We start from the raw sequence: 20,060 nt of genomic DNA on the forward strand, positions 1-20,060 counted from the left end.
GGTCAGCGCTTCTTCGTGTGGGTGTTGAGGTTGTCGATGATGTCCTGCTGGGTCTTCTTGAACTTGCCGGAGGTGTCGCCGAGGCTCTGGCCGCTGGACTCCAGGGCCTTGACCAGCGCCTCGCTCCCGTCCACGACGTAACCCAGGCCCTGGTAGTACTTCTTGGCGAAGGCCTCGCCGAACTCCCCCGTGCCCCAGCAGCCGCGATAGCTGGTGATCTTGTCCACGTACTCGTCGCGGGCGACCTTCAGCTCATGGCCGATGTTCTTCACGGCCTCGCCGCCCCGGTCGAGGCCCTCGCTGTCGACGTCGAGTTCGCTCATCGCGCGCCACCCTCTCCCGTACCGCCCGCGGTCCCGTCCTCGTCGTCCACCAGCTCGTCGAGGAGGGCCCCGCCGGAGGTGGCGGAGGAACGGGAGGACGGCACCACGAGGTCCGGGTCCTGGCGCAGCGGGGCGAACAGCTCGTCCCACTCGACGGGGGAGAAGCCGCCCTCGGCGTCCGCGTCGAGTCCCGGGATCGGCCCGAACGGGCGGTACACGTCGAGCAGTTGGGAGGACGCCTGGGCGCGGGCTGCGGCGATCGTGCCCATCACGACGCTCGCCAGCTCGGCGGGGGCCATCGTCCGGTAGCGGTTCGTGGGGAAGCGCAGCTGGGTCAGCTCGCCCTGCGCCCCGACGGTCGCCTCGACCGTGCGGTCCTTGGCCGTGACCGTCACGGATATCCGTGCGGCCTCGGCGGCGGCCTCGTCGAGGCGGGCCCGGGTCTCCTCGAACTCCGCCAGCGCTTCCGCGAGCCGTTCCTCCAGGGGATTGTTCATCGCCCGGCACCTCTTCCTCTCCGTGGTCCGACACGTGGTCCGTGTCCGCTGCTGCTGTTGCCGGCGCCAGGGCCGTGTCCGGGCCCGCTCGCCCGGACGGTCACCGGCCGATCACGCCGGCGACGCCGCCCTCGTCCGTGCCCCAGACGTCCTCGTCCTCGCTGATCCAGGTGGCGCGCTCGCGCTCGTCGCTCTGCGTGCTCTGGCCGCCGCCCATGCCTCCGCCGCCCATGGGCGGCACCATCGGCATGCCGCCGGAGGAGGTCGCCGGGCGGCGCATGGCGGCCGCCTCCTCGGCGGCCAGCTGGGCGGCGCGGGCGCGGCCGGCCGTCGTCTCGCCGACGGCGGTGGTCCGCAGGCGCTCGGCCCCCGTCGCGCCGCCCCCGCCGGGCGTGCCGGGTGCCCCGAAGCCGTGCCCGAGGGGGTTGTTGGAGAGCAGGGGCATGCGGGGGCCGCCGGAGCCACCGGAGCCGTAGTTCCCGTACCCGCCGTAGCCGCTGTTGGTCAGACTGGTGGTCTTCTTCTTCTCGTCCGGGTAGTCGTAGTAGTCGTCCCCGAGACGCCTGTTGGTGTTGTTGCGGTCGAGGGAGGACGGGCCGCCGGTCACCGAGAGGGTGCGGCCGTCGGCGTCCGTGGTGACCGTCCGCCCGTCCGGGAAGGTGATCTTGTGGCCGCCGTCCCTGAGCTTCTGGTCGACGGTGCCGTCCGGGTAGCGGGTGGTCGTCGAGCCGTCCGCGTTGTGCTTGGTCTCCGCGCCCGCGTTCCCGCCGAGCGGGTTGAGGTGCTCGGTCTTCTTCTGCCCGTCGGCCTCGGTGGTGGTGTACGTGCCGTCCGGGGCGAGCCGGGTGGAGGAGCCGTCCTTGTACGTGGTGACGACGGTGCCGTCCTTGTCGACCTTGGCCACCGACCCGTCGGCGTACTCGATCGTCGAGGTGTTCTTCCCCAGCTGGGACACGGTCTTGGTGCCGTCCGGGTCGATCGTGGTGACCGTTCCCTGGGGGCTGACCGTGGTCCTGGTGCCGTTGGGGTGGACCGTCGTCGTCGAACCGTCCTTGTTGAAGGTGGTCGTCGAGCGGTCCGGGTTGTGGACGGTGGAGCCCGGCTCCGGGTGGGTGACCTTCTTGTTGCCCTCGGCGTCGGTCGTGGTGAGGGTGCCGTCGGCGGCGCGGCTCTGCACCGTGCCGTCCTTGTACTGCGTGATGCTGCTGCCGTCCGGGCGGATCGTCGTCCTCGTGCCGTCCGGATAGGTGATCGTCTCGCTGCCGTCCCTGTGCAGCACGGTGGTGGAGCCGTCGGGGTTGACCGTGGTGGTCGTGCCGTCGCGGGCGACGGTGGTGGTGGTCCCGTCCTTGTGGGTGGTGGTGCGGGAGCCGTCCTGGTTGTACGAGGTGGTCGAGCCGTCCGGGCCCTTGGTGGTCTTGAGCGGGACCGGCTTGCTCGGGGTGCCGCCGAGGCCGGGCGGCGGGTTCAGGCCGAGCAGCGGCGGGGTCGCGCCGGGCGGGGTGATCTCCTTCCGCCCGTCGGGGTAGGTCGTGGTGTACGAGCCGTCGGGGTTGCGGACGATCGTGGTGCCGTCGGGGGTGCGGACGACGTTGCCGCCGTTGGTCCCGTTCGGTGCGTTGGGGTTCAGGATCGGCGGGGGCGTACCGGTGTCGAGGCCGGGCGGCTTCTTCCCGCCGAGCCCGCCGTCGCCGCCCAGATTGCCGCCGACGGAGTTCGGGTCGAGCGTCGGCGGCGGCTTGTCGCCGTTGCCGCCGAGCTTCTCCTCCAGCTCGTCCTTCTTCTTGTTGGCCTCGTCCTCCAGGTCCTTCTTCTCCTTGTCGAGGTCTTCCTTCTGCTTCTTCGTCGACTCCTCGACGAATTTGGCCTTCAGATCGCTGAATCCCGTGCTGAAGCTGAGGTTCCCGGTCGCGTTCGCCAGGTTGTTGAAGACCTCGTTGAGTTTCTGGGTCTGGGTGTTGGAAGCCGTGTCCAGGGTCGCCACGATGGTCTCGACCCAGTGCTTGTAGGCCTCCTGGGCGACCTTCTCCCAGGCCGGTTTCTGGGTGAGGTCACCGTAGAGCGGGTGGTAGATCGTGAAGCCCCCGCCGATGTAGAGCTTCTTGCTCCCGGTGATCATGAAGACCCTGTCGAGATTGTTCTCGTTGAGGTAAAGGGCGACCTTGTTCACCTCTGCGTTGAGGTGGTAGGTGGGGAGGTACGTGTTGTACGTCAGCTTCTCCCCCGGCGTCGCGGCGTCGATGGTCACCTTGGCCTGGAGCCAGGTGTTCCAGGCCTCCATGAGGGCGTTGGCGGCGTCGTGGATCGCCTGCGCGCACCGGGCGATCTCCATGCCGATGGAGGAGGTGGGGTTGTAGGTGTCGCCGAAGGCCAGGGAGACCGTCGTGCCCGTCGGGGTCAGGTCCTTCTTGAGGTCCTTGTACCCGTAGGCCAGGCCGTCGAGCAGCATGCGGAACACGTCGGCGGCCGAGCCCTGCCAGGCGGCGTCCTCGCCCCCGAGGTCCTTGACCCACTTCTCCAGTTCCGCGCCGTAGTCCGTGAAGAACTTCTGCACCTCGTCGAAGGCCTTCGCCGTGGTGACCAGGCTCGTCAGGTCGACCTCGTCCGACTCCAGGATCTTCGGCACGGTCGGGAACTGGTGGGTGTATCCGACCGTCGTGTGCTTCGTGACGAGGGCGTAGAGGGCGTCACGGTAGCCGCCGTCGTACGCGCCGGCCTTTCCGTTGTCGCTGAAGTCGTTCCCGCCCTCGTTCCAGGGGACGGTGAGGGTGACCTCGAAATATCCGGTCACCTCGGTGACTTCTTTGTTGAAGTCGTAGAACCGGATGATTCTCTCCAGCGGCCCCGGCGTGACGTTGTCCGCTGCCTCGTGACCGCCTTTCTTCTTGACCGAGGCCCGCAGCCATCCGGCGCCCTCGCCCGCCTGGTCCCCCGTGGCGCCGATCTTTCCCACTTCCTCGCGCGTCGGACCGGCGAATCCGGTCAGCTGAGCGGCGAGGTACTCGGCCCACTTCTTCTTGTCTTCTTCGGACGCGGCCATACGGGAGTCGATTCCTTCGGGAGGACGAGCGGGGGAGGAGGGGAATGAGAAGAAAAGCGGTTACGCCGCCGGCTTGGGCGAGATCAGATCCGAGATGTCCTTCCAGTCCTCCAGGACCTTCTGCCCCTCGATGCTGTCGAGGTTGTCCTCCTCGGTCTGCGCCATGTCCGCGATGGTGAAGCCGAGCTCCTGCTTGATTTCCTTGAAGAGCTTCAGCTGGTTCGTGAGGATCTCACCGAGCTTCTCGGAGTTCGTCTGCATGTAGGCGACGAAGAGGTTGCCCATGGCCGGGGATTCGGGCTTGGTGTCGTCCAGGGCCAGCCGGCCCAGCTTCGGCCCCTGCGAGGTGATGTTCTCGCCGGGGAACTTGAGCTTCCTGGCGAGCAGGGGCATCGTCGGTGCCGGGGCGGTCGGCGAGGTGCTCGCGATCTCCTCCAGCTTCTTGAGGAACATCGGGATGCCCTGGCCATCGACCGTGAGGAACCTGGTCAGGCCCTCCTTGTCGAGGTGGGACAGATCCGTACCCTCGGCCATGCTCTCTCTCCCTCGGTCGGTGCGAAGCGGTCACCGCGGTGGTGCCGACGGTCACGGCGCCGCGGGCACTGGGCCGGCGGCGCCGCTGGGGCCTGTCTGGGGTGGGTCCGGTCAGGGGACGCGGACGTTCGCCCATTGGTCCGCGCTGCGGTTCTCGTGCTTCTTGTAGATCTCGCTGATCTGGTTCAGGAGCGCGGAGTGGCGGTCCAGGATGCGGCCGAGCTCCTGCGAGGCCGCGTTCCACGCGTCCTGCTTCCCGCCGTACGTGGCGGCGTCCGAACCCTGCCAGGCGACGCGGAGCCCGGCGAGCTCCTCGTTCAGCGCCTGCACGGTGTTCTGGATCGCCTTCGTCTGCATCCGCATGTCCTCGGCGGCGCGGTCGACGTGCTGGTACTCGACATGGATGACGCCGTCGGACTTGTCGGCGTAGAAATTGGACATCTGAGGCTCCTCGACGGGGTGGAGGGGAGAGGGAACGGCGGTGACAGGCTCAGGGGTTGAGCTTGTTCTCGGCGCCCACGGAGATCGAGGAGCGGCGGGCGGCCTCGATGAAGTCGTTGATCTCGCCCTGCGTGCGCGACTGCGCCTGGCCGGTCTCGGTCAGCGTCTGCATCATCTCGCCCATGCTGCGGGTGATGACGTCCACCTGACCGCTCCACTCGTTGAGCAGGCTCTGGAAGGCGGTGCCGTCGCTGCCGCCGTAGGCCCTGATCAGGCCGCCCATGACGGTCTTGACGTCCTCCTGGGCCCGCTGCACACCCTCCTTGGCCTGGAAGAGGGCGTTGTAGCCGCGCTGGTTCTCGCTCTGGCTCGAAGTCTGGGTGCTGCCGGGGGGCGGCGGAGTCGCCATGGATGGAGTCCTTGTCTGAGGCGCGGACGGTGAACCTGAGGGGCCTGAATCGACTGACGAGAAAGGTGAGTCGAACACTCGTCTAGGCAATCCCCGATGCTAGGGAGAGTTTTGTGACGCGTGCAACGACTTCCGGTGTCTTCTGAGCTTCTTCTGATGTTCCTGACCGGATTCGACCGGCTCTTCCCGAGGGAAGATGCCGGACAACCCTCCGGGGTTCACCCGCAGTTCGCATCCGATGCCGGTGAACCGCCGCCGAGTGCCGCCGCCACGTCCAGCCGCGGACCCGTGGGCAGCATGTCCAGGAGCCGTGACGGCACGGCCTGGGCGTGGCCGCCCTTCAGCCCCAGCCGCTCCACCGAAGTCGCGTCCGTCAGCCGGTACTTCACGCCGACGTCCGTGACCAGGTACGTCGTGGTGCCGCGCACCCCGCCACCGGCGCCGAGCGCCTGGACGAGGGCGCCGCCGCCCGGCCGTACGGCGATGCCGTCCACCGGCAGGCAGGCGGGCGCGATCCCGGGACCGGAGGCCGGATCGGGGAGCGTCCCGGCCTCGCGCACCAGGGCGAGCCGGACCAGGGGCACGAGACCCTCGGGCTGGATCTGGGCGCACAGCGCCGACCCGGCGACGGCCCGCGCGGGCGGCGGGGTGGCCGGCCAGTCCACGGGGACGGTGGAGGAAGCGGTCGGGGAGGTTCCGGCCGAGGACGTTCCGGTCGGGGACTTCCCGGCCGGTGACGTTCCCGCCGGGGAGCCCTGCGCCGCGGCCTGGCGGCGGGTCAGTTCGTCGGCGGTCAGCGTGAGGGCCGTCGGGGCGCCGCCCCGGTAGGCCTGGCGGCCGGTGCGGTCGTCGCCGAGGACGAGCGCCGCCGCCAGCGGGGTGAGCGGCCGCAGCCCGGCCTTCTCCAGGAGGAAGTACTGCCGGTCCGTCCCGGGCGACGACAGGGCGAAGACCTGGCCCACCCGGGCCGGTGCCCCGCCGATCCGCCCCGACTCCGTACCCCGGCCGTCGACCTCGGGGGCCACCAGATCGGCGCCCGCGGGCAGGCTGTCCAGGAGCGCGGCCGTCACGGGGACGGTGGCCGTACCGGACCAGCCGAGGGCCTGGAGCGCGCCGTGGCCGCCGATCCGCATCCGGTGGTCGCCCCACAGCAGGTACGTGCTGCCGTCGGGGCCCGCGACGAGCACGCCCTCCCGCTTCCCGGGGAACGCGCCGCCGGTCGCGTAACCGATCCGCAGCGAGGTACGGGCCGTCCGGCCGCTGCCGTCCGGGCCGGTGGCCAGCGGCGGCTCGGCGCACACCTGCCAGGCGCCCTGCTCCAGGTCGCCGGGGCCGGGCAGGGTGTCCGGGGCGCCGGGGATGCCGATGGGCGTGCCGTGGGGCTCGCCGCGCAGGGACTCCGTGGACACGATCACGGGCGCCGGAGCCGTACGGGAGACCAGCCGGGCCGAGGCGTAGTTGAGGACCGGACGGAGCCGGCCGTCGAGGTACAGGTAGCGGGTGCCCGTCTCCTTCTGCACGATCAGCGCGTTCGTCGTCCGCCACGACTTGGTGCCCGCCGGGGAGATCATCCCGAAGAGCAGGAAGCCGACGACGAGGACCACGCCGAGGCCGATGCCCCACGCGAGGCCCCGGTTGGTGCGTCCGACGGGGCTCTCCGGGGCGTCCGGATCCTGCCGCAGCATCCCGCCGACGAGCCGGCCCATGACGAACATATGGGCCTGGACCTGGTCTTTCCTCGACTGCATGGCGCTTTCCCCTCCGCCGTCAGCCGGACACGGCGCGCAGGGCGCCGTAGACGCCGAGCACCCAGAGCACGAGCGGGATCAGCGCCACCGCCGCGCAGGTGTGCAGGATGTCCCCGGCCCGGCCCCAGTGCGGCAGGACCCGGCGGCCCGGCACCGTCCAGGACGCGACGGCCGTGGAACCGGCCAGGGTGAGCAGGACGGCCAGCAGCACCGGCCGGTCGCCGGGGTCGATCCCGGCCCCCACGGTGAGCGCGGCGAGCAGCAGCCCGTACAGGCCGGGCAGGAAGACCGCCGGGCGCTGGAAGACGTTGCCGATGGTGCGGGAGTGCAGCAGCAGGAGCAGGCAGAGGGTTCCCGCGGTGACGAGCGCCGGGGTGCCCGGGTCGTCCAGGAGCAGTGCGGTGAGCACGGCGACGCAGACCAGGCCGACGGCCGCGTACAGCGCGGTCATCCACTGCTCGGCGTGCGCGGTGCGGCTCACGACGTGCGCGTGCGGGTGCGGGTCGATGCCCTCCTGCAGCTCCTCGGCGTTCGAGGGCAGGGCGGGCAGCCGCAGCCCGGAGAGCCGGAAGGAGATGCCGGGGACGAGACCGCCGACGGCGACCGCGAGCACGGCGACGACGGCCGCCGCGGGCCCGGGGGTGAGGTCCAGGGTCAGCATCAGGGTGCCGCCGACCGCCCCGGCCAGGGCGATCACCGCGACCGAGAGCAGCAGCGGCACGAAGGCGGCGACCGCGGCGACCGACAGCACGGCGCCGCCCGCGGCGGCGGCGGACGCGGCGAGGATCCGGGCCCCGGTCAACTGCCCGCCGCCGTCGGCCTCACCGGCCGGGAGGAGGACCCCGGCCAGGGCCAGGAAGGGCGCCACGAACACGCCGAGCGCGGCTCCGGCGGCGGAGTCGCCGACCGCCCGGGAGGCCGCGGCCGCGCCGAACAGCACGAGGAGGCCGATGGCGCCCGCGACGGCGGCCCGGGTCGGGGCGTCGCCGCCGGGCAGCGCGCAGACCACCCAGGCCGCGGCGAGCAGCAGGACGGCCGTGGCGCGCAGGGTCCAGCGGCCGGTGCGGGCGGTCCAGCCGTGCGGGCGTTCCCGCATGCTGCCCGCGACGCCGTCGACGAGGTCGTCGAAGTGGAGCGCGGGCAGGGCCTCGACACGAGGCCGCAGATGAAGCGTTTCTCCATCGCGGAGGGACAGCGACTCGGGCGTCCCCTCCTCGTCCAGCGGCTCCTCGCCGAGCCGCTGGAGGACCCAGCCCCCGTGCTCGATGCCCTGCTCCGCCAGCTCCTCGCCCGCGTGGTCGAGGAGGGTCGGCAGGAGATCCGCCAGCGGTACGTCCACGGGGACCGCGAGGTCCAGCAGACGCCGGGGGGTCCTGACCGCGAGCCGGCACAGACCGGGGCTGGATATGCCCGATGTTTCTGTCATGACGGGTGGCCGCACCTCTCCGAGGGGCCGGGGTACCGAAGCTGGGTAGCGCACATTACCTTGGTCAACACGTCAGGTCACAGGGCCCCCGGGCCAGTTGGCGCCTGCGCCGCGCCCGCGTGGCCGGACGGGCCCGGCCCCGCACGGGGCACCGGAAACGGAACCGTACGGTTGCGGAAACGGAAGCGTACGGCTTCGGGAACGGGACCGTACGACTCCGGGAACGGAACGCCGCACGGCTCTGCGAACGGAACCGGAGCGGGCCGGAGGACGTAGAGACGTAGAACCGACGCCCCGGACGCGATCAGCCCGAGGAGACATCCAGCGTGAGCACCGTCCTCTTCCGCAGGCCCGCCCGCCGGCGCGGTCCCGACATGCCCGAGGGCGAACTCGCGCTCCAGGAACCGCCGACGCTGCCGGAAGCGGAACCCAACACCTCGGCGATGTGGACCTATCTGCCGATGGGTCTCACCTCGCTCGCGATGCTCATGATGTTCCTGCGCCCCGGCCAGGCCACCGCCTTCAGCTACATCGCCATCGGACTCATGCTGTTCTCGTCCGTGGCGATGATCCTCGCCCAGCTGATCCGCACCGCCGGCGAACGCAAGCGGAAGCTCAAGGGCGAGCGGCGCGACTACCTGCGCTACCTGACACAGATGCGCCGCCGCATCAGGGTCACGGTCGGCGCCCAGCAGAAGGCCCTGTCCTGGCGCCACCCCGCCCCGGACGCCCTGTGGGCCCTGGTCGGCACCAGCCGGCAGTGGGAACGGCGGCCCTCCGACGAGGACTTCGCCGAGGTACGGGTGGCCGTCGGCGACCAGAAACTCGCGGTCCGGCTCGCGCCCCTCTCCACCAAGCCGGTCGAGGACCTCGAACCGCTGGCCGCGCACGCCCTGCGCAGCTTCATCCGCGCGTACGGCACCGTGCCCGACCAGCCGATCGCGCTGTACCTGCGGGCGTGGTCGCGCGTGGTGATCCGCGAGGAGGGGCCGGAACGGAGGCCGGAGGAGGGGCAGGCGCAGGGGTCGGCTCCGGAGGGACCGGACCGCCCCGAGGGCCCGGCCGACACGGACGGTGAGCGCTCCCGCGCCCTGCTGCGCTCCCTCATCGCCCAGCTCGTCACCTTCCACGCCCCCGAGGAACTCAACATCGCGCTCTGCGTGAGCGACGAACGCCGAGCCGCCTGGGAATGGCTGAAATGGCTCCCCCACGCCCAGCACGGCTACCAGCGCGACGGCGCCGGTCAGGTCCGGCTCGCCGCCGCCGACTTCCAGTCCCTCGAAGAACTCCTCGGCGTCGACTTCACCCAGCGGCCGCCCTTCGACCCGGAGACCCCGCCGGGCCGCGACGAGCCCTTCACCCTCGTCGTGGTGGACGGCGGCACCGTGCCCGCCGGCCACCGCGTCACCGGGGCCGGCTACCGCAACACCGTGCTCGTCGACCTCGGCGGGGCGCTCGCCTGGAAGGCCGCCCGCGGCACCCTCCGGCTCCGCCTCGACACCGCCGGCCTGCACCTCGTCCGTACCGACCGCGAGCGACGCGAACAGGCCACCTTCCTCGGGCGCCCGGACGCGCTCGGCCCGGCCGCCGCCCGCTCCCTGGCCGCCCGCCTCTCCCCGTACCGGCTCGGCGGCGGCGTCACCGCCTCCGAGCCCTTCGTCACCGACACCGAACTGACCAGCCTCCTCGGCATCCCCGACCTGCGGCGGCACGAACCCGCCCGGCTCTGGAAGCACCCCGTCGAGGGCCGCGGCCGGCTGCGGGTGCCCATCGCCGTCGGCGAGGACGGCACCCCCGTCGAGCTCGACATCAAGGAGTCCGCGCAGGGCGGCATGGGACCGCACGGCATGCTCATCGGCGCCACCGGCTCCGGCAAGAGCGAGCTGCTGCGCACCCTCGTCCTCGGCCTGGCGCTCACCCACTCCTCCGAGACGCTCAACCTCGTCCTCGTGGACTTCAAGGGCGGCGCGACCTTCCTCGGCATGGACGAGCTGCCGCACACCTCCGCCGTCATCACCAACCTCGCCGACGAGGTCGCGCTCGTCGGCCGCATGCAGGACGCCCTGCACGGCGAACTCATCCGCCGCCAGGAGCTGTTGCGCAAGGCCGGCAACTACGCCTCGGTCCTGGAGTACGAGCGCGCCCGCGCCGCCGGCGTCCCGCTCGCACCGCTGCCCAGCCTGTTCGTCGTCGTCGACGAGTTCAGCGAACTGCTGGCCGCGCACCGCGACTTCATGGAACTGTTCGTCATGATCGGCCGGCTCGGCCGCTCGCTCGGCGTCCATCTCCTCCTCGCCTCCCAGCGGCTGGAGGAGGGCCGGATGAACGCCCTGGAGGGGCACCTCTCGTACCGCATCGGCCTGCGTACCTTCTCGGCCATCGAGAGCCGGGGCGTCCTCGGCGTCCCCGACGCCTACCACCTGCCCTCGCAGCCCGGCAGCGGCTATCTGAAGAGCGGCGTCGAGGCCCTGACCCGGTTCCGCGCCGCCTATGTGTCGGGGGCGTACAAGGCGCCCCGGCGCGGCGCCCGGCGGGAGCAGATCGCCCGCCAGGTGGTCCCGTGGGGCACCGAATGGGTCGTGCCCCACACGCTGCCCGCGGCGCCGGATCCGGAGCTGGAGCTGGAGGAAGACGGTCCCGACGGGGGGACGGAGGGCGGTTCGGGGACTGGTGCTGGTGCTGGTGCCGGTGCGGGCTCTGGCTCTGTCTCTGGCGTCGGCTCCGGCGCTGGTTCCGGTTCCGCCGCGGAGGAGAGCCTGCTCGGTCTCGCCCTGGAGCGGCTGCGCGACAGCGGTCCCCCCGCCCACCAGGTGTGGCTCCCGCCGCTCGACACCGCGCCCAGCCTCGACGCCCTGCTGCCGCCGCTGACCCCGGACCCCGACCTCGGGCTCACCACGGCCGGGTCCGCCGAGCGCGGACGGCTCCGCGTGCCCGTCGGCCTGGTGGACCGCCCCTTCGAGCAGGTACGGGACCTCCTCACCGTCGACCTCTCCGCCGCCGGCGGTCACGTCGCCGTCGCGGGCGGCCCGCAGAGCGGCAAGAGCACCCTGCTCCGTACCCTGATCTGCTCCCTCGCCCTCACCCACTCGCCCCGCGAAGTGCAGTTCTACTGCCTGGACTTCGGCGGCGGCGCGCTCGGCGCGCTCGCCGGACTGCCGCACGTCGGCGGCGTCGCGGGCCGGCTCGACCGGGAGCGGATCGCCCGTACCTTCGCCGAGGTCGTCTCGCTGCTCAACCGCCGCGAACTGTTCTTCCAGGAACAGGGCATCGACTCGATGACCACCTACCGGAAGCGGCGGGCGGCCGGCGAGTTCGCCGACCAGCCCTTCGGTGACGTCTTCCTCGTGGTGGACGGCTGGTCCACCGTCCGCAGCGACTTCTTCGACGACATGGGCGTCTTCTCCGAGATCGCCTCCCGGGGCCTCAACTACGGCGTCCACCTGATCATCGCCACGTCCCGCTGGGTGGAGGTCTCCGCCGCCCTCCGCGACCAGATCGGCACCCGCCTCGAACTCCGCATGGGCGACCCCATGGACTCCGCCGTCGACGTCCGCAAGGCCGCCACCGTCCCCGTCTCCCCCGGCCGGGGCCTGAGCCCCGACAAGATGCACTTCCTCGCCGCCCTCCCCCGCATCGACGGGCAGGAACGCGCCGAGGACCTGGCGGAGGCGCTCGCCGACCTCGTCGAAGCCGTCGCCGAGAGCTGGGACGCACCGCCCGCCCCCGCCGTGCGCATGCTGCCCACCGAACTGGCCTCCTCCGAACTCCCCGCCTCCGAGCACCCGCTGCGGATCGCGATCGGGCTCGACGAGGCCGAACTCGCGCCGGTCTGGCACGACTTCTCCCAGAGCCCGCACCTCTACCTCGTCGGCGACACCGAGAGCGGCAAGACCAGCGCGCTCAAGCTCATCGCCCAGCAGATCATGGCGACCCACGGCCCGGACGAGGCCAGCTTCCTCGTCGCCGACTACCGCCGCGAACTCATCGAGGCCATCCCGGAGGAGTACCGGCTCGGGCACGCCGTCTCCGCCGACCCGCTCCGCGAGTACGTCGACGGCGCCGCGCGCGCCATGGCCGCCCGGCTGCCCGGGGAGGACATCTCCCCGGCCCGGATGCGCCGCGCCGACTGGTGGAACGGGCCCCGGCTCTTCGTCCTCGTCGACGACTACGAGATGGTCGGCTCGCCCTTCGACGGCCCCTTCGAACCGCTGGTCCCGCACCTGCCCCTCGGCTACGAGATCGGCCTGCACATGATCGTCGCCCGGGCCTCCACGGGCGCGGGCCGGGCCGACCCCCTCGTCCGCAAGATGGGCGAGGTCAACTCCTCGGCACTGCTGCTGTCCTGCCCGCCGTCGGAGGGCTACCTCCTCGACAACGTCAAGCCCCGCATCCTGCCCCCGGGCCGCGCCCAGAGCGTCGTCCGCCGCAAGACCCGCCTGGTCCACCTGGCCCTGCCGGAACCGGTTCCGGAGGAGGGAGAGGGGGAGGAGTAGGGGCGGACGTGGGGCGGACCTGGGGCCGCGCGCGCCGCCGACGGCCGGGCGCCCGGGGTTCGGGCGGCCGAGCGGCCGGTCCGCGGTCCCACGCGGTGGGTCCGCCGGTCTCACTCAGCCGCCGGTCTCACGCCGCCGGCTTCCGGTCCCACAGGGCCGCCCGCCGGTCTCACCCAACCGCCACCCCGTCTCACTCGGCCGGCCGCCACCCCGTCTCACTCGGCCGGGCGCCCCTCGGCGTCCAGGCGGCCCGGTTGCCAGCGGCGTGCGCGGCCCTTGGGCAGGACGACCGCGAGGAAGGCCACGAGCAGGATCGTTCCCGCCGCCACCCCCGCCACCAGATACGCCGTGGAACGGGCGCCCGCCGTCTCCGCCGGCTCCGGCAGCCGGACCGGGTCAGGCCGCCCCGCAGCTCCCGCCGCCCCGTCCGTCCGCACCGGGCGCGCCCCGGTGGAGACCCCCGAGACGGCCCCGTACGGGTCGAGCGCGGGCAGGTCGCCCGGATAGGCGCCCTTGAGCAGCCGTACGCGCACCTCGGCGGCGTTCAACTCGGGGTGGTACGCCCTGACCAGCGCCGCCGTGCCCGCCGTGACCGCGGCCGCCAGCGACGACCCCGAGGCCGTCCACTTGCCGTCGCCCACCGGCCCCGGGCCCATCAGGGCGCCGCCGGGCGCGGACAGGTCGGCGTGCCGGAACGGCGGCGCGGTCGCCGGGCGGGTGCCCTGCGGCCCGGTGTCGAGCACCGCGAGCGCCTCCGCCGGGGCCACCGGCGCGGGCGGCGGCGCGGACGAGGTGCCCCGCGGGACGCTGTCCGCCGCCGCGGGAACGACCACCAGCGCGTCCCGCGCGCGTGCCGCGGCCATCGCCTCGCGCACCCGCCGGTCGGAGCCGTCCAGGGGCGCCGTCACCGTGATGACGTCCGCCCCCGCATCAGCCGCCTCCCGAATGCCGGCGGCCAGCCGGGCGGGATCGGGTTCACCGCGCTCACCGGTACCCCGTACGGCCAGGACACGGGCCTCCGGGGCCACCCCGGAGAAACCCTGACCGGGCAGCGCCGCCCCGGCCGCCAGCCCGGCCTGGAACGTCCCCCGGCCCACACAGTCCTTCCCGGCCGCGCCCAGCGCCCGGACCCGGCCGCGCAGGACGGCCGCGTCGTCGCTGACGCCCGTGCCGACGACCGCCACCGTCACGCCGCGCCCCCGGGAGAGACGCCAGACCTGGTCGAGGCCCAGCAGGTCACGCGTCCAGGGGGCGGCGGCCGTCACCGTGCCCCGTACCGTCGTACAGGCCTGGTCCGGGGCGAGCCGCTCGGGCACGCCGGGGAGCGCGGTGCCACCACCGTCACCGCCGGCCGCGGCCGCGAGGGGCACCGGCCCGGCGGCGAGGAGGGCGGTGCACAGGAGCAGGCCGGTGCGCAGACTCGTACGGCGACGCATGGACGTCCTCGGTCCTCGGTTCGGGCCACCCTCAAGGGGCGGGACTGCGGTCACTGGATGCCCCGGGGCGGGGCCACCCCGGCTCAGGGTTCCCTGAGGTCCTGCGGCAGCAGCAGGCGCAGGTCGTCCAGGCTCGGGGCCGCGACCGAGCTGAGCCGGCGGGCCTGCCGGGTCATCATCGCCTCCAGGGTCTGGCGCGCCAGACGGGCGTTGCCGAAGGTGCGGCCGCGCGGGATCGCCTCGAAGTGCTCCCGCAGCTCGGACGCCGTACCGGGAGCGCACTCGTACCCGTTGTCCACGGCGTGTCTGCGCACGATCGTGACCAGTTCGTCCGAGGAGTAGTTCGGGAACTCCACGTGCCGGGTGAAGCGGGAGGCCAGACCGGGATTGGAGTTGAGGAAACGGTCCATCTCCTCCGTGTAGCCCGCGACGATCACCACCACCTCGTCGCGGTGGTCCTCCATCAGCTTCAGGAGCGTGTCCACCGCCTCCTGCCCGAAGTCGGAGGAGCCGCCCGCGCCGCCCGGCGTCAGCGTGTACGCCTCGTCGACGAACAGCACCCCGCCCAGCGCCCGCTGGAACACCTCCTTCGTCAGCTGCGCCGTGTGCCCCACGTACCGCCCGACGAGATCCGCCCTGGCCACCTCGACGAGCTGGCCGCGCGGCAGCACCCCCAGGGACGCGAGGAGTTCGCCGTACAGCCGCGCCACCGTGGTCTTGCCTGTGCCGGGCGGACCGGCGAACACCAGGTGGTTGCTGATGCGCGGCGCGGGAAGACCCGCCGCGGCCCGGCGGCGGGCCGTCGCGAGCAGGTTGACGAGGTCGCTCACCTCGCGCTTGACCGCCGTCAGACCGGTCAGCGCGTCCAACCGCAGCAGCGGGTCCTGGTCGTCGTCGGACGCCGCCGCGGCCGGCGGGAGACCCACGTCGTCGGCGGTCAGCAGTGTCAGATCACGCTCGTCGACGTCCCCGCGCGCGGCCAGCCGGGACGCCTGCCGGTCCACCATCTCCTCGAACACCTTCCGCGCGGTGCGGCCGTTGCCGAACCCGGCGTCGCGCGGCATCCGCTCGAAATGGGTGTGCAGCGCCGAACGGGCCTCCCCGTCCAGCTCGTAGCGGTGCGCCGAACACATCCGCTCCACGATGGTGACCAGCTCCCCCGACGTGTAGTCGGAGAACTCCACACTGCGGGTGAAACGCGAGGCCAGACCGGGGTTGGAGGCCAGGAAGTCCGTCATCTCCTTCGGATATCCGGCCGCCACCACCACGACGTCCTCGCGGTGGTCCTCCATCAGCTTCACCAGCGTGTCGATGGCCTCACGGCCGAAGTCCGCACCCGAACCAGCCGAGTCGGACAACAGCGTGTACGCCTCGTCGACGAAAAGCACCCCGCCGAGCGCCTTCTTGAACGTCTCCGTCGTCTTGATCGCCGTGCCGCCGACGATCTGCGCGACCAGATCCGCCCGCGACACCTCCACCAGATGCCCCGAACGCAGCACCCCGAGCGAGGCGAGGATCGACCCGTACAGCCGGGCCACCGTCGTCTTGCCGGTACCGGGCGGGCCCGCGAACACCAGATGCCGGCTCATCGGCGGCGCCGGCATCCCCAGACCGGCCCTGCGCTGCGCCATCCGGTTCAGGTTGATCAGCGTCAGGACCTGCTCCTTGACGTCGTCGAGGCCGATCAGCGACTGCAGTTCGGCGACCGCGCCGCCCTCACCGTCCTCGCCGCCGCCCGCCACGACCGCCCCGCCCGGAAGCCGCCCGTCGCCCGCCGCCTCCGCGTCGGCGACACTGCCCCAGGCGTCCGGCGCACCGTTGTCGACGCTCGTCAGCTGCTCCACCGCGAGCCGGTCCCCGGCCACCGACTGCCGCAGCCCGCTGCCCTTGTTGTCCCGTACGACACAGCCGATCACCGACACCGGATCGGGGCCCTCCACCCGTATCCCGTCGGCACCCGAACCGGTCACCTCGCAGGAGTTGAGCGAGGCCCTCGCGCCCGCCGCGACCAGCACCCCGTACTCGCCCGAGTCCCACACCCGCGACCGGGCCGCCGTCAGGTCACCCTGCTCCTCGACCCGCAACCCCACGGCCGGGCACTCGCTCACCTCGGTGTCGCGCAGGGTCACCGCGCCGAGCGCGCCCACCACCACACCGGAGCCCTTCGCGGCCCGCACCTTGCCCTGGCCGACGTACAGGTTCGCGTGCCCCGACACGTGCAGACCCGCGCCCTCGCACTCCTCGACCCGGCACTCCTCGAGACGGCCGCGGCCGTCCGCGACGACCTCCACCCCGTGCCCCGCCGCACGCGTCACCGTGACGCGGCGCAGCAGCGGGTTGGCGCTCGCCCGGACCAGCACGCCGCTGCCGCCGCTGCCGCTCACCTCCAGGCGGTCGATCTCCGCGACGGAGTTCTCCTCGAGGAGCACCCCGATCCGCTCCGGATCGCGGACGGTGGTCCCGGTGAGCACCGGGGACGAGAAGTCGGTGACGCGGATCGCCGCGTCCCGGGCGGAGCCGAACACGCACTCCTCGAACAGGCCGCGGCTCCGCTCCGTCACCAGCAGCCCGTGCCCCGCGGTCCGGTCCGTACGGCAGCGGCGCAGGGTGGGCGCGGCACCGGAACCGACGACGAAGCCGTGCCCGGTGGTGTTCCGCACGGTCACGTCTTCCAGGAGGGTCGTGCCCGTGGTGTTCACGAACACGCCCACCACCGAGTCCGCCACCGTCGACCGCGTCACGGTGACGCTGCTCTCCTCCTCGGCGGCGACCCCCGGCTTGTCGGAGGCCGAGATCTCGCACTCCTCCACGCGCACGTCCGCGCGCCCGTTGGCCAGGACGCCGTTGCCGCGCGCGTCCCGGAGCCGGCCCGACCGCACCGACACCCGGCCCTGCTCGCCGGCGACGACGGCGGAGGTGCCGAGGTGCTCGACGACGCACTCCTCGAGGAGGCTCTCGGTCGCCGAAGTGGTCACCACACCGGCGCCCTTGGGGTTCTCGACCCGGCACTGCCGCACCGCGAGCGAACCGGACCCCCGCGCGAACAGCGCGGCCCACGAAGCCCCGTACACGTCGCACCGGTCGAGCAGGAGCTGCCCGCGCGGTACGTCCACGACCGGGAGTTCGTCGTCGTGGCCGCGCAGCACCAGGGAGTTCACCATGGCGGAGTCGCAGGCCAGGGTCAGCGCCGAGCCGCGCCGGGGCGCCAGCTCCACGGTGCCCCGGCCCTCCGTCGTGGTCAGCGTCAGGGAGGTCGCGAGGGTCAGGCTCTCCTCGTAACGCCCGGGAGCGACGCTGATGACGGCTCCGGTACGGGCCACCCGGAGGGCCTCGGCGATGGTGCGGCAGTCGCCCGTCCCGTCCTGGGCGACGGTGAGCAGCTGGCGTGACACGTTCTGACCTCCAGGGCGCCCCGATGTCGTTCCGCCGTGCAGCGTCCGTTCGCCGTGCAGCGTCCGCTCGCTCCGGGACGTGTGGAACTGATGTGCCCATCATGCCTGTCGGGACGGACGGCCCGCCAGCGCCTTCGGTCGCCCGGGGGTGCCTCTCTCCTGCGACTTTTGTCGCCGCCGGGCGCGACGAAAGGGGGAAGCCGGGCGGTGGGGTGGATGCCTAGGGTGCGAGCGTGGACGCTATGTCGAAGTCGGGGCCGAGGACCGGGCCGGGTGCGGGGCTGGAGCTGGGGGCGGAGTCGGAGGGGGAGCGGGAGCCGGAGTCGGAGCAGGAGCAGGAGCAGGAGCAGGGGTCGAGGTCCCGGCGGGAGTCGGAGAGTGGTGGGCTCGGGATCGGGATCGGGCGGCGGGTTGGGATCGGGCGTGGGCTCGGGCAGCGGCTCGGGCTTGGGCGTGGGCTCGGGCGGCGGCTCGGGCTTGGGCGTGGGCTCGGGCGTGGGCTCGGGTCCGGCGGTCGGGGCCGGGTCGCCGGGGTGAGGGGTGCGGTCGGCGCGGCGTGGGCCTGGTTCGCCGTGCCGGGGCAGTGGTCGGGCCGCAGGACCACCGGTGAACTGGCGCTCGCCGCCGTGCTCGCGCTGCTCGGCGCCGGAACCGAGGATCTCCTCGGCGGCGAGGGATGGCAGCTGGCCGGCGTCGCCGCCTGCTCCGCCGCGCTGTCCCTGGTGCGGCGCAGACTCCCCGCGAGCGTGCTCGTCCTGACCGCCGGGCTCACGCCCTTCCTGCCCGGCCTCGGCCCGCTGCTGCTCGTGGTCGGCTGGTCGTCGGGACGGTACATCGCGGGCGCGGGGCGGGCCCTGGCCGCCTTCATCGCCGCCTTCGTCCTGAACGTCGGCGGGACGCTCCTGGGGGTCTGGGAACCACAGCGGGTGCTCACCGTCTCGTTCATGGCGACCCTGTACTACCTGGGCACCACCCTGGCCCCGGGGCTCGCGCACCGGTACTGGACGCAGCGGCGGACCCTGCTGCACGCGCTCCAGGAGCGCAACGCGCAGCTGTTGCGGGAGCGGACCATGGTGGTCTGGCAGGCGCGGCTGCGGGAGCGGCAGCGCATCGCCCAGGACATGCACGACAGCCTCGGCCACCAACTGGCCCTGATAGCCGTGCACACGGGAGCCCTCGAGGTGGACCGGGAGCTGAGCGAGCGGCAGCGCGAGGTGGTGGGTGTCCTGCGGAACGCTTCGGTGACGGCGATGCACGAGCTGCGGGAGGTCGTCGGGATACTCCGCGACGGCGTCGGGGCCCCGGACGGACCGGCGGCGGCCTCCGGGGGGCCCGGGCGGGCCGGGGACGAGACGGGCCGGGCGGCCCGGGGCATCGCGGGCATCGAGGGGCTCGTGGGGTCGGCGCGGGCGGCCGGTACGGCGGTGGATCTGCGGCGGTCGGGGGAGGCGCGGTCGTTGGCGCCGGCGGCGGACCACGCCGCGTACCGGATCGTGCAGGAGGCCCTGACCAACGCCTACAAGTACGCGCCGGGAACCCCGATCGCCGTCGAACTGCGCTACGAGCCCGACACCTTCGTCGTGGAGGTCGTCAACGAGCAGCCCACGGAGGGTCCGTCGAAGGACGTGGTGAGCGGTGGGCAGGGGCTGGACGGCCTCGCCGAGCGGGCCCGTCTCGTGGGCGGCATGTGTCACGCGGGCCCGGCGGACGGCGGCGGGTTCCGGGTCGCCGGGATGCTGCCGTACGGGGCGGCGCCCGTCGCCGATGCGGCGCCTTTGGTCGATGCGGCCGACGACTTCCGGCAGCAGACCACGAAGCCGCTGGTGGGCGATGGTCGTCCGGTCGTGGTCGGACCGACCGACTGGACGTTCATGGAGCGGGAGCTCGCTATGGCGGTGCGTGGGGGCAGGGGCAGGAGCACGGGTGGTTCGGTCGCGTTGGGGTGCGGGATCGCGTTCGCCGCGCTCGTCCTGCTCGTGGTCGCGGCGGGCTTCGGCCTCTACTTCCTGATGGGTTCGCTGGAGAAGGGGATGATCGAGCCCGAGCAGTACGACGCGGTGGACGTCGGGATGGCGGAGAAGGACGCGCGCGAGCTGCTTCCCTCGGGTGACACCATCGCGACGGCGGGCCTCGCGGGCAAGGGACCCGCGCAGCCGGCGGGGGCGGAGTGCCTGGTGCTGATGTCCACGGAGTTCAGCGAGGACGTGGACAAGGAGCCCGTCTACCGGTTCTGCTTCAAGGACGGCAAGCTGATCGAGAAGAAGGCGTACGAGATCGAGGCGCGGTAGCGCCCGCAGGCTCGTACCGGAGCGTGGGGGAAC

General features: G+C 72.7%; 12 protein-coding genes. 2 read left to right on the plus strand and 10 right to left on the minus strand.

The genetic code is table 11. The features are described from left to right. Window positions 1–2: 2 nt before the first annotated feature. The 8 genes from ASD33_RS25990 to eccD form a co-directional block, all read right to left on the minus strand. Complete coding sequence (locus tag ASD33_RS25990; protein WP_056565266.1) at window positions 3–323, minus strand: hypothetical protein; 321 nt, start codon at window positions 321–323, stop codon at window positions 3–5. Next, entirely contained in the window at window positions 320–820 is a 501-nt protein-coding gene (locus ASD33_RS25995) for a YbaB/EbfC family nucleoid-associated protein (protein ID WP_056565269.1), read from the minus strand. Before ASD33_RS25995 ends, ASD33_RS25990 begins: the two co-directional genes overlap by 4 nt. 100 nt (window positions 821–920) lie before the next feature. Then, window positions 921–3,860, minus strand: coding sequence for an AAWKG family protein (locus ASD33_RS26000; protein ID WP_056565271.1), 2,940 nt, complete (start codon window positions 3,858–3,860; stop codon window positions 921–923). Window positions 3,861–3,920: 60 nt separating this feature from the next. Further along, a complete protein-coding gene (locus ASD33_RS26005; protein WP_056565275.1) occupies window positions 3,921–4,394 on the minus strand; it encodes a type VII secretion system-associated protein in 474 nt (157 codons plus the stop codon). A gap of 111 nt (window positions 4,395–4,505) precedes the next feature. Then, window positions 4,506–4,835: a WXG100 family type VII secretion target gene (locus ASD33_RS26010; RefSeq protein WP_056565278.1), complete on the minus strand. Its 330-nt coding sequence runs from the start codon at window positions 4,833–4,835 to the stop codon at window positions 4,506–4,508. Window positions 4,836–4,884: 49 nt separating this feature from the next. Beyond that, complete coding sequence (locus tag ASD33_RS26015; protein ID WP_056565281.1) at window positions 4,885–5,244, minus strand: hypothetical protein; 360 nt, start codon at window positions 5,242–5,244, stop codon at window positions 4,885–4,887. 218 nt (window positions 5,245–5,462) lie between these two features. Continuing rightward, on the minus strand, window positions 5,463–6,992 hold the full coding sequence (eccB, locus tag ASD33_RS26020; RefSeq protein ID WP_056565284.1) for a type VII secretion protein EccB: 1,530 nt from the start codon (window positions 6,990–6,992) through the stop codon (window positions 5,463–5,465). A 19-nt stretch (window positions 6,993–7,011) separates the two neighbouring features. Further along, the gene (gene eccD / locus ASD33_RS26025; RefSeq protein ID WP_056565287.1) at window positions 7,012–8,418 is read right to left on the minus strand and encodes a type VII secretion integral membrane protein EccD; all 1,407 of its coding nucleotides are present in this window, start codon (window positions 8,416–8,418) and stop codon (window positions 7,012–7,014) included. 326 nt (window positions 8,419–8,744) lie between these two features. Between eccD and eccCa the strand changes: the two genes are divergently transcribed. Then, the gene (eccCa, locus tag ASD33_RS26030; protein WP_056565290.1) at window positions 8,745–12,911 is read left to right on the plus strand and encodes a type VII secretion protein EccCa; all 4,167 of its coding nucleotides are present in this window, start codon (window positions 8,745–8,747) and stop codon (window positions 12,909–12,911) included. Between the two features lie 215 nt (window positions 12,912–13,126). Here eccCa and ASD33_RS26035 read toward each other — a convergent pair whose 3' ends face one another. Both ASD33_RS26035 and ASD33_RS26040 read right to left on the minus strand, forming a co-directional pair. After that, the gene (locus ASD33_RS26035; protein ID WP_056565293.1) at window positions 13,127–14,347 is read right to left on the minus strand and encodes a S8 family serine peptidase; all 1,221 of its coding nucleotides are present in this window, start codon (window positions 14,345–14,347) and stop codon (window positions 13,127–13,129) included. An 83-nt stretch (window positions 14,348–14,430) separates the two neighbouring features. Continuing rightward, complete coding sequence (locus tag ASD33_RS26040) at window positions 14,431–17,739, minus strand: right-handed parallel beta-helix repeat-containing protein (RefSeq protein WP_056565297.1); 3,309 nt, start codon at window positions 17,737–17,739, stop codon at window positions 14,431–14,433. A gap of 533 nt (window positions 17,740–18,272) precedes the next feature. Between ASD33_RS26040 and ASD33_RS26045 the strand changes: the two genes are divergently transcribed. After that, window positions 18,273–20,027, plus strand: coding sequence for a histidine kinase (locus tag ASD33_RS26045; RefSeq protein ID WP_056565712.1), 1,755 nt, complete (start codon window positions 18,273–18,275; stop codon window positions 20,025–20,027). The last annotated feature ends 33 nt before the right edge of the window (window positions 20,028–20,060 follow it).

Origin of the sequence: Streptomyces sp. Root1304, assembly GCF_001426405.1 — a bacterium.
Taxonomy (GTDB): Bacteria; Actinomycetota; Actinomycetes; order Streptomycetales; family Streptomycetaceae; genus Streptomyces.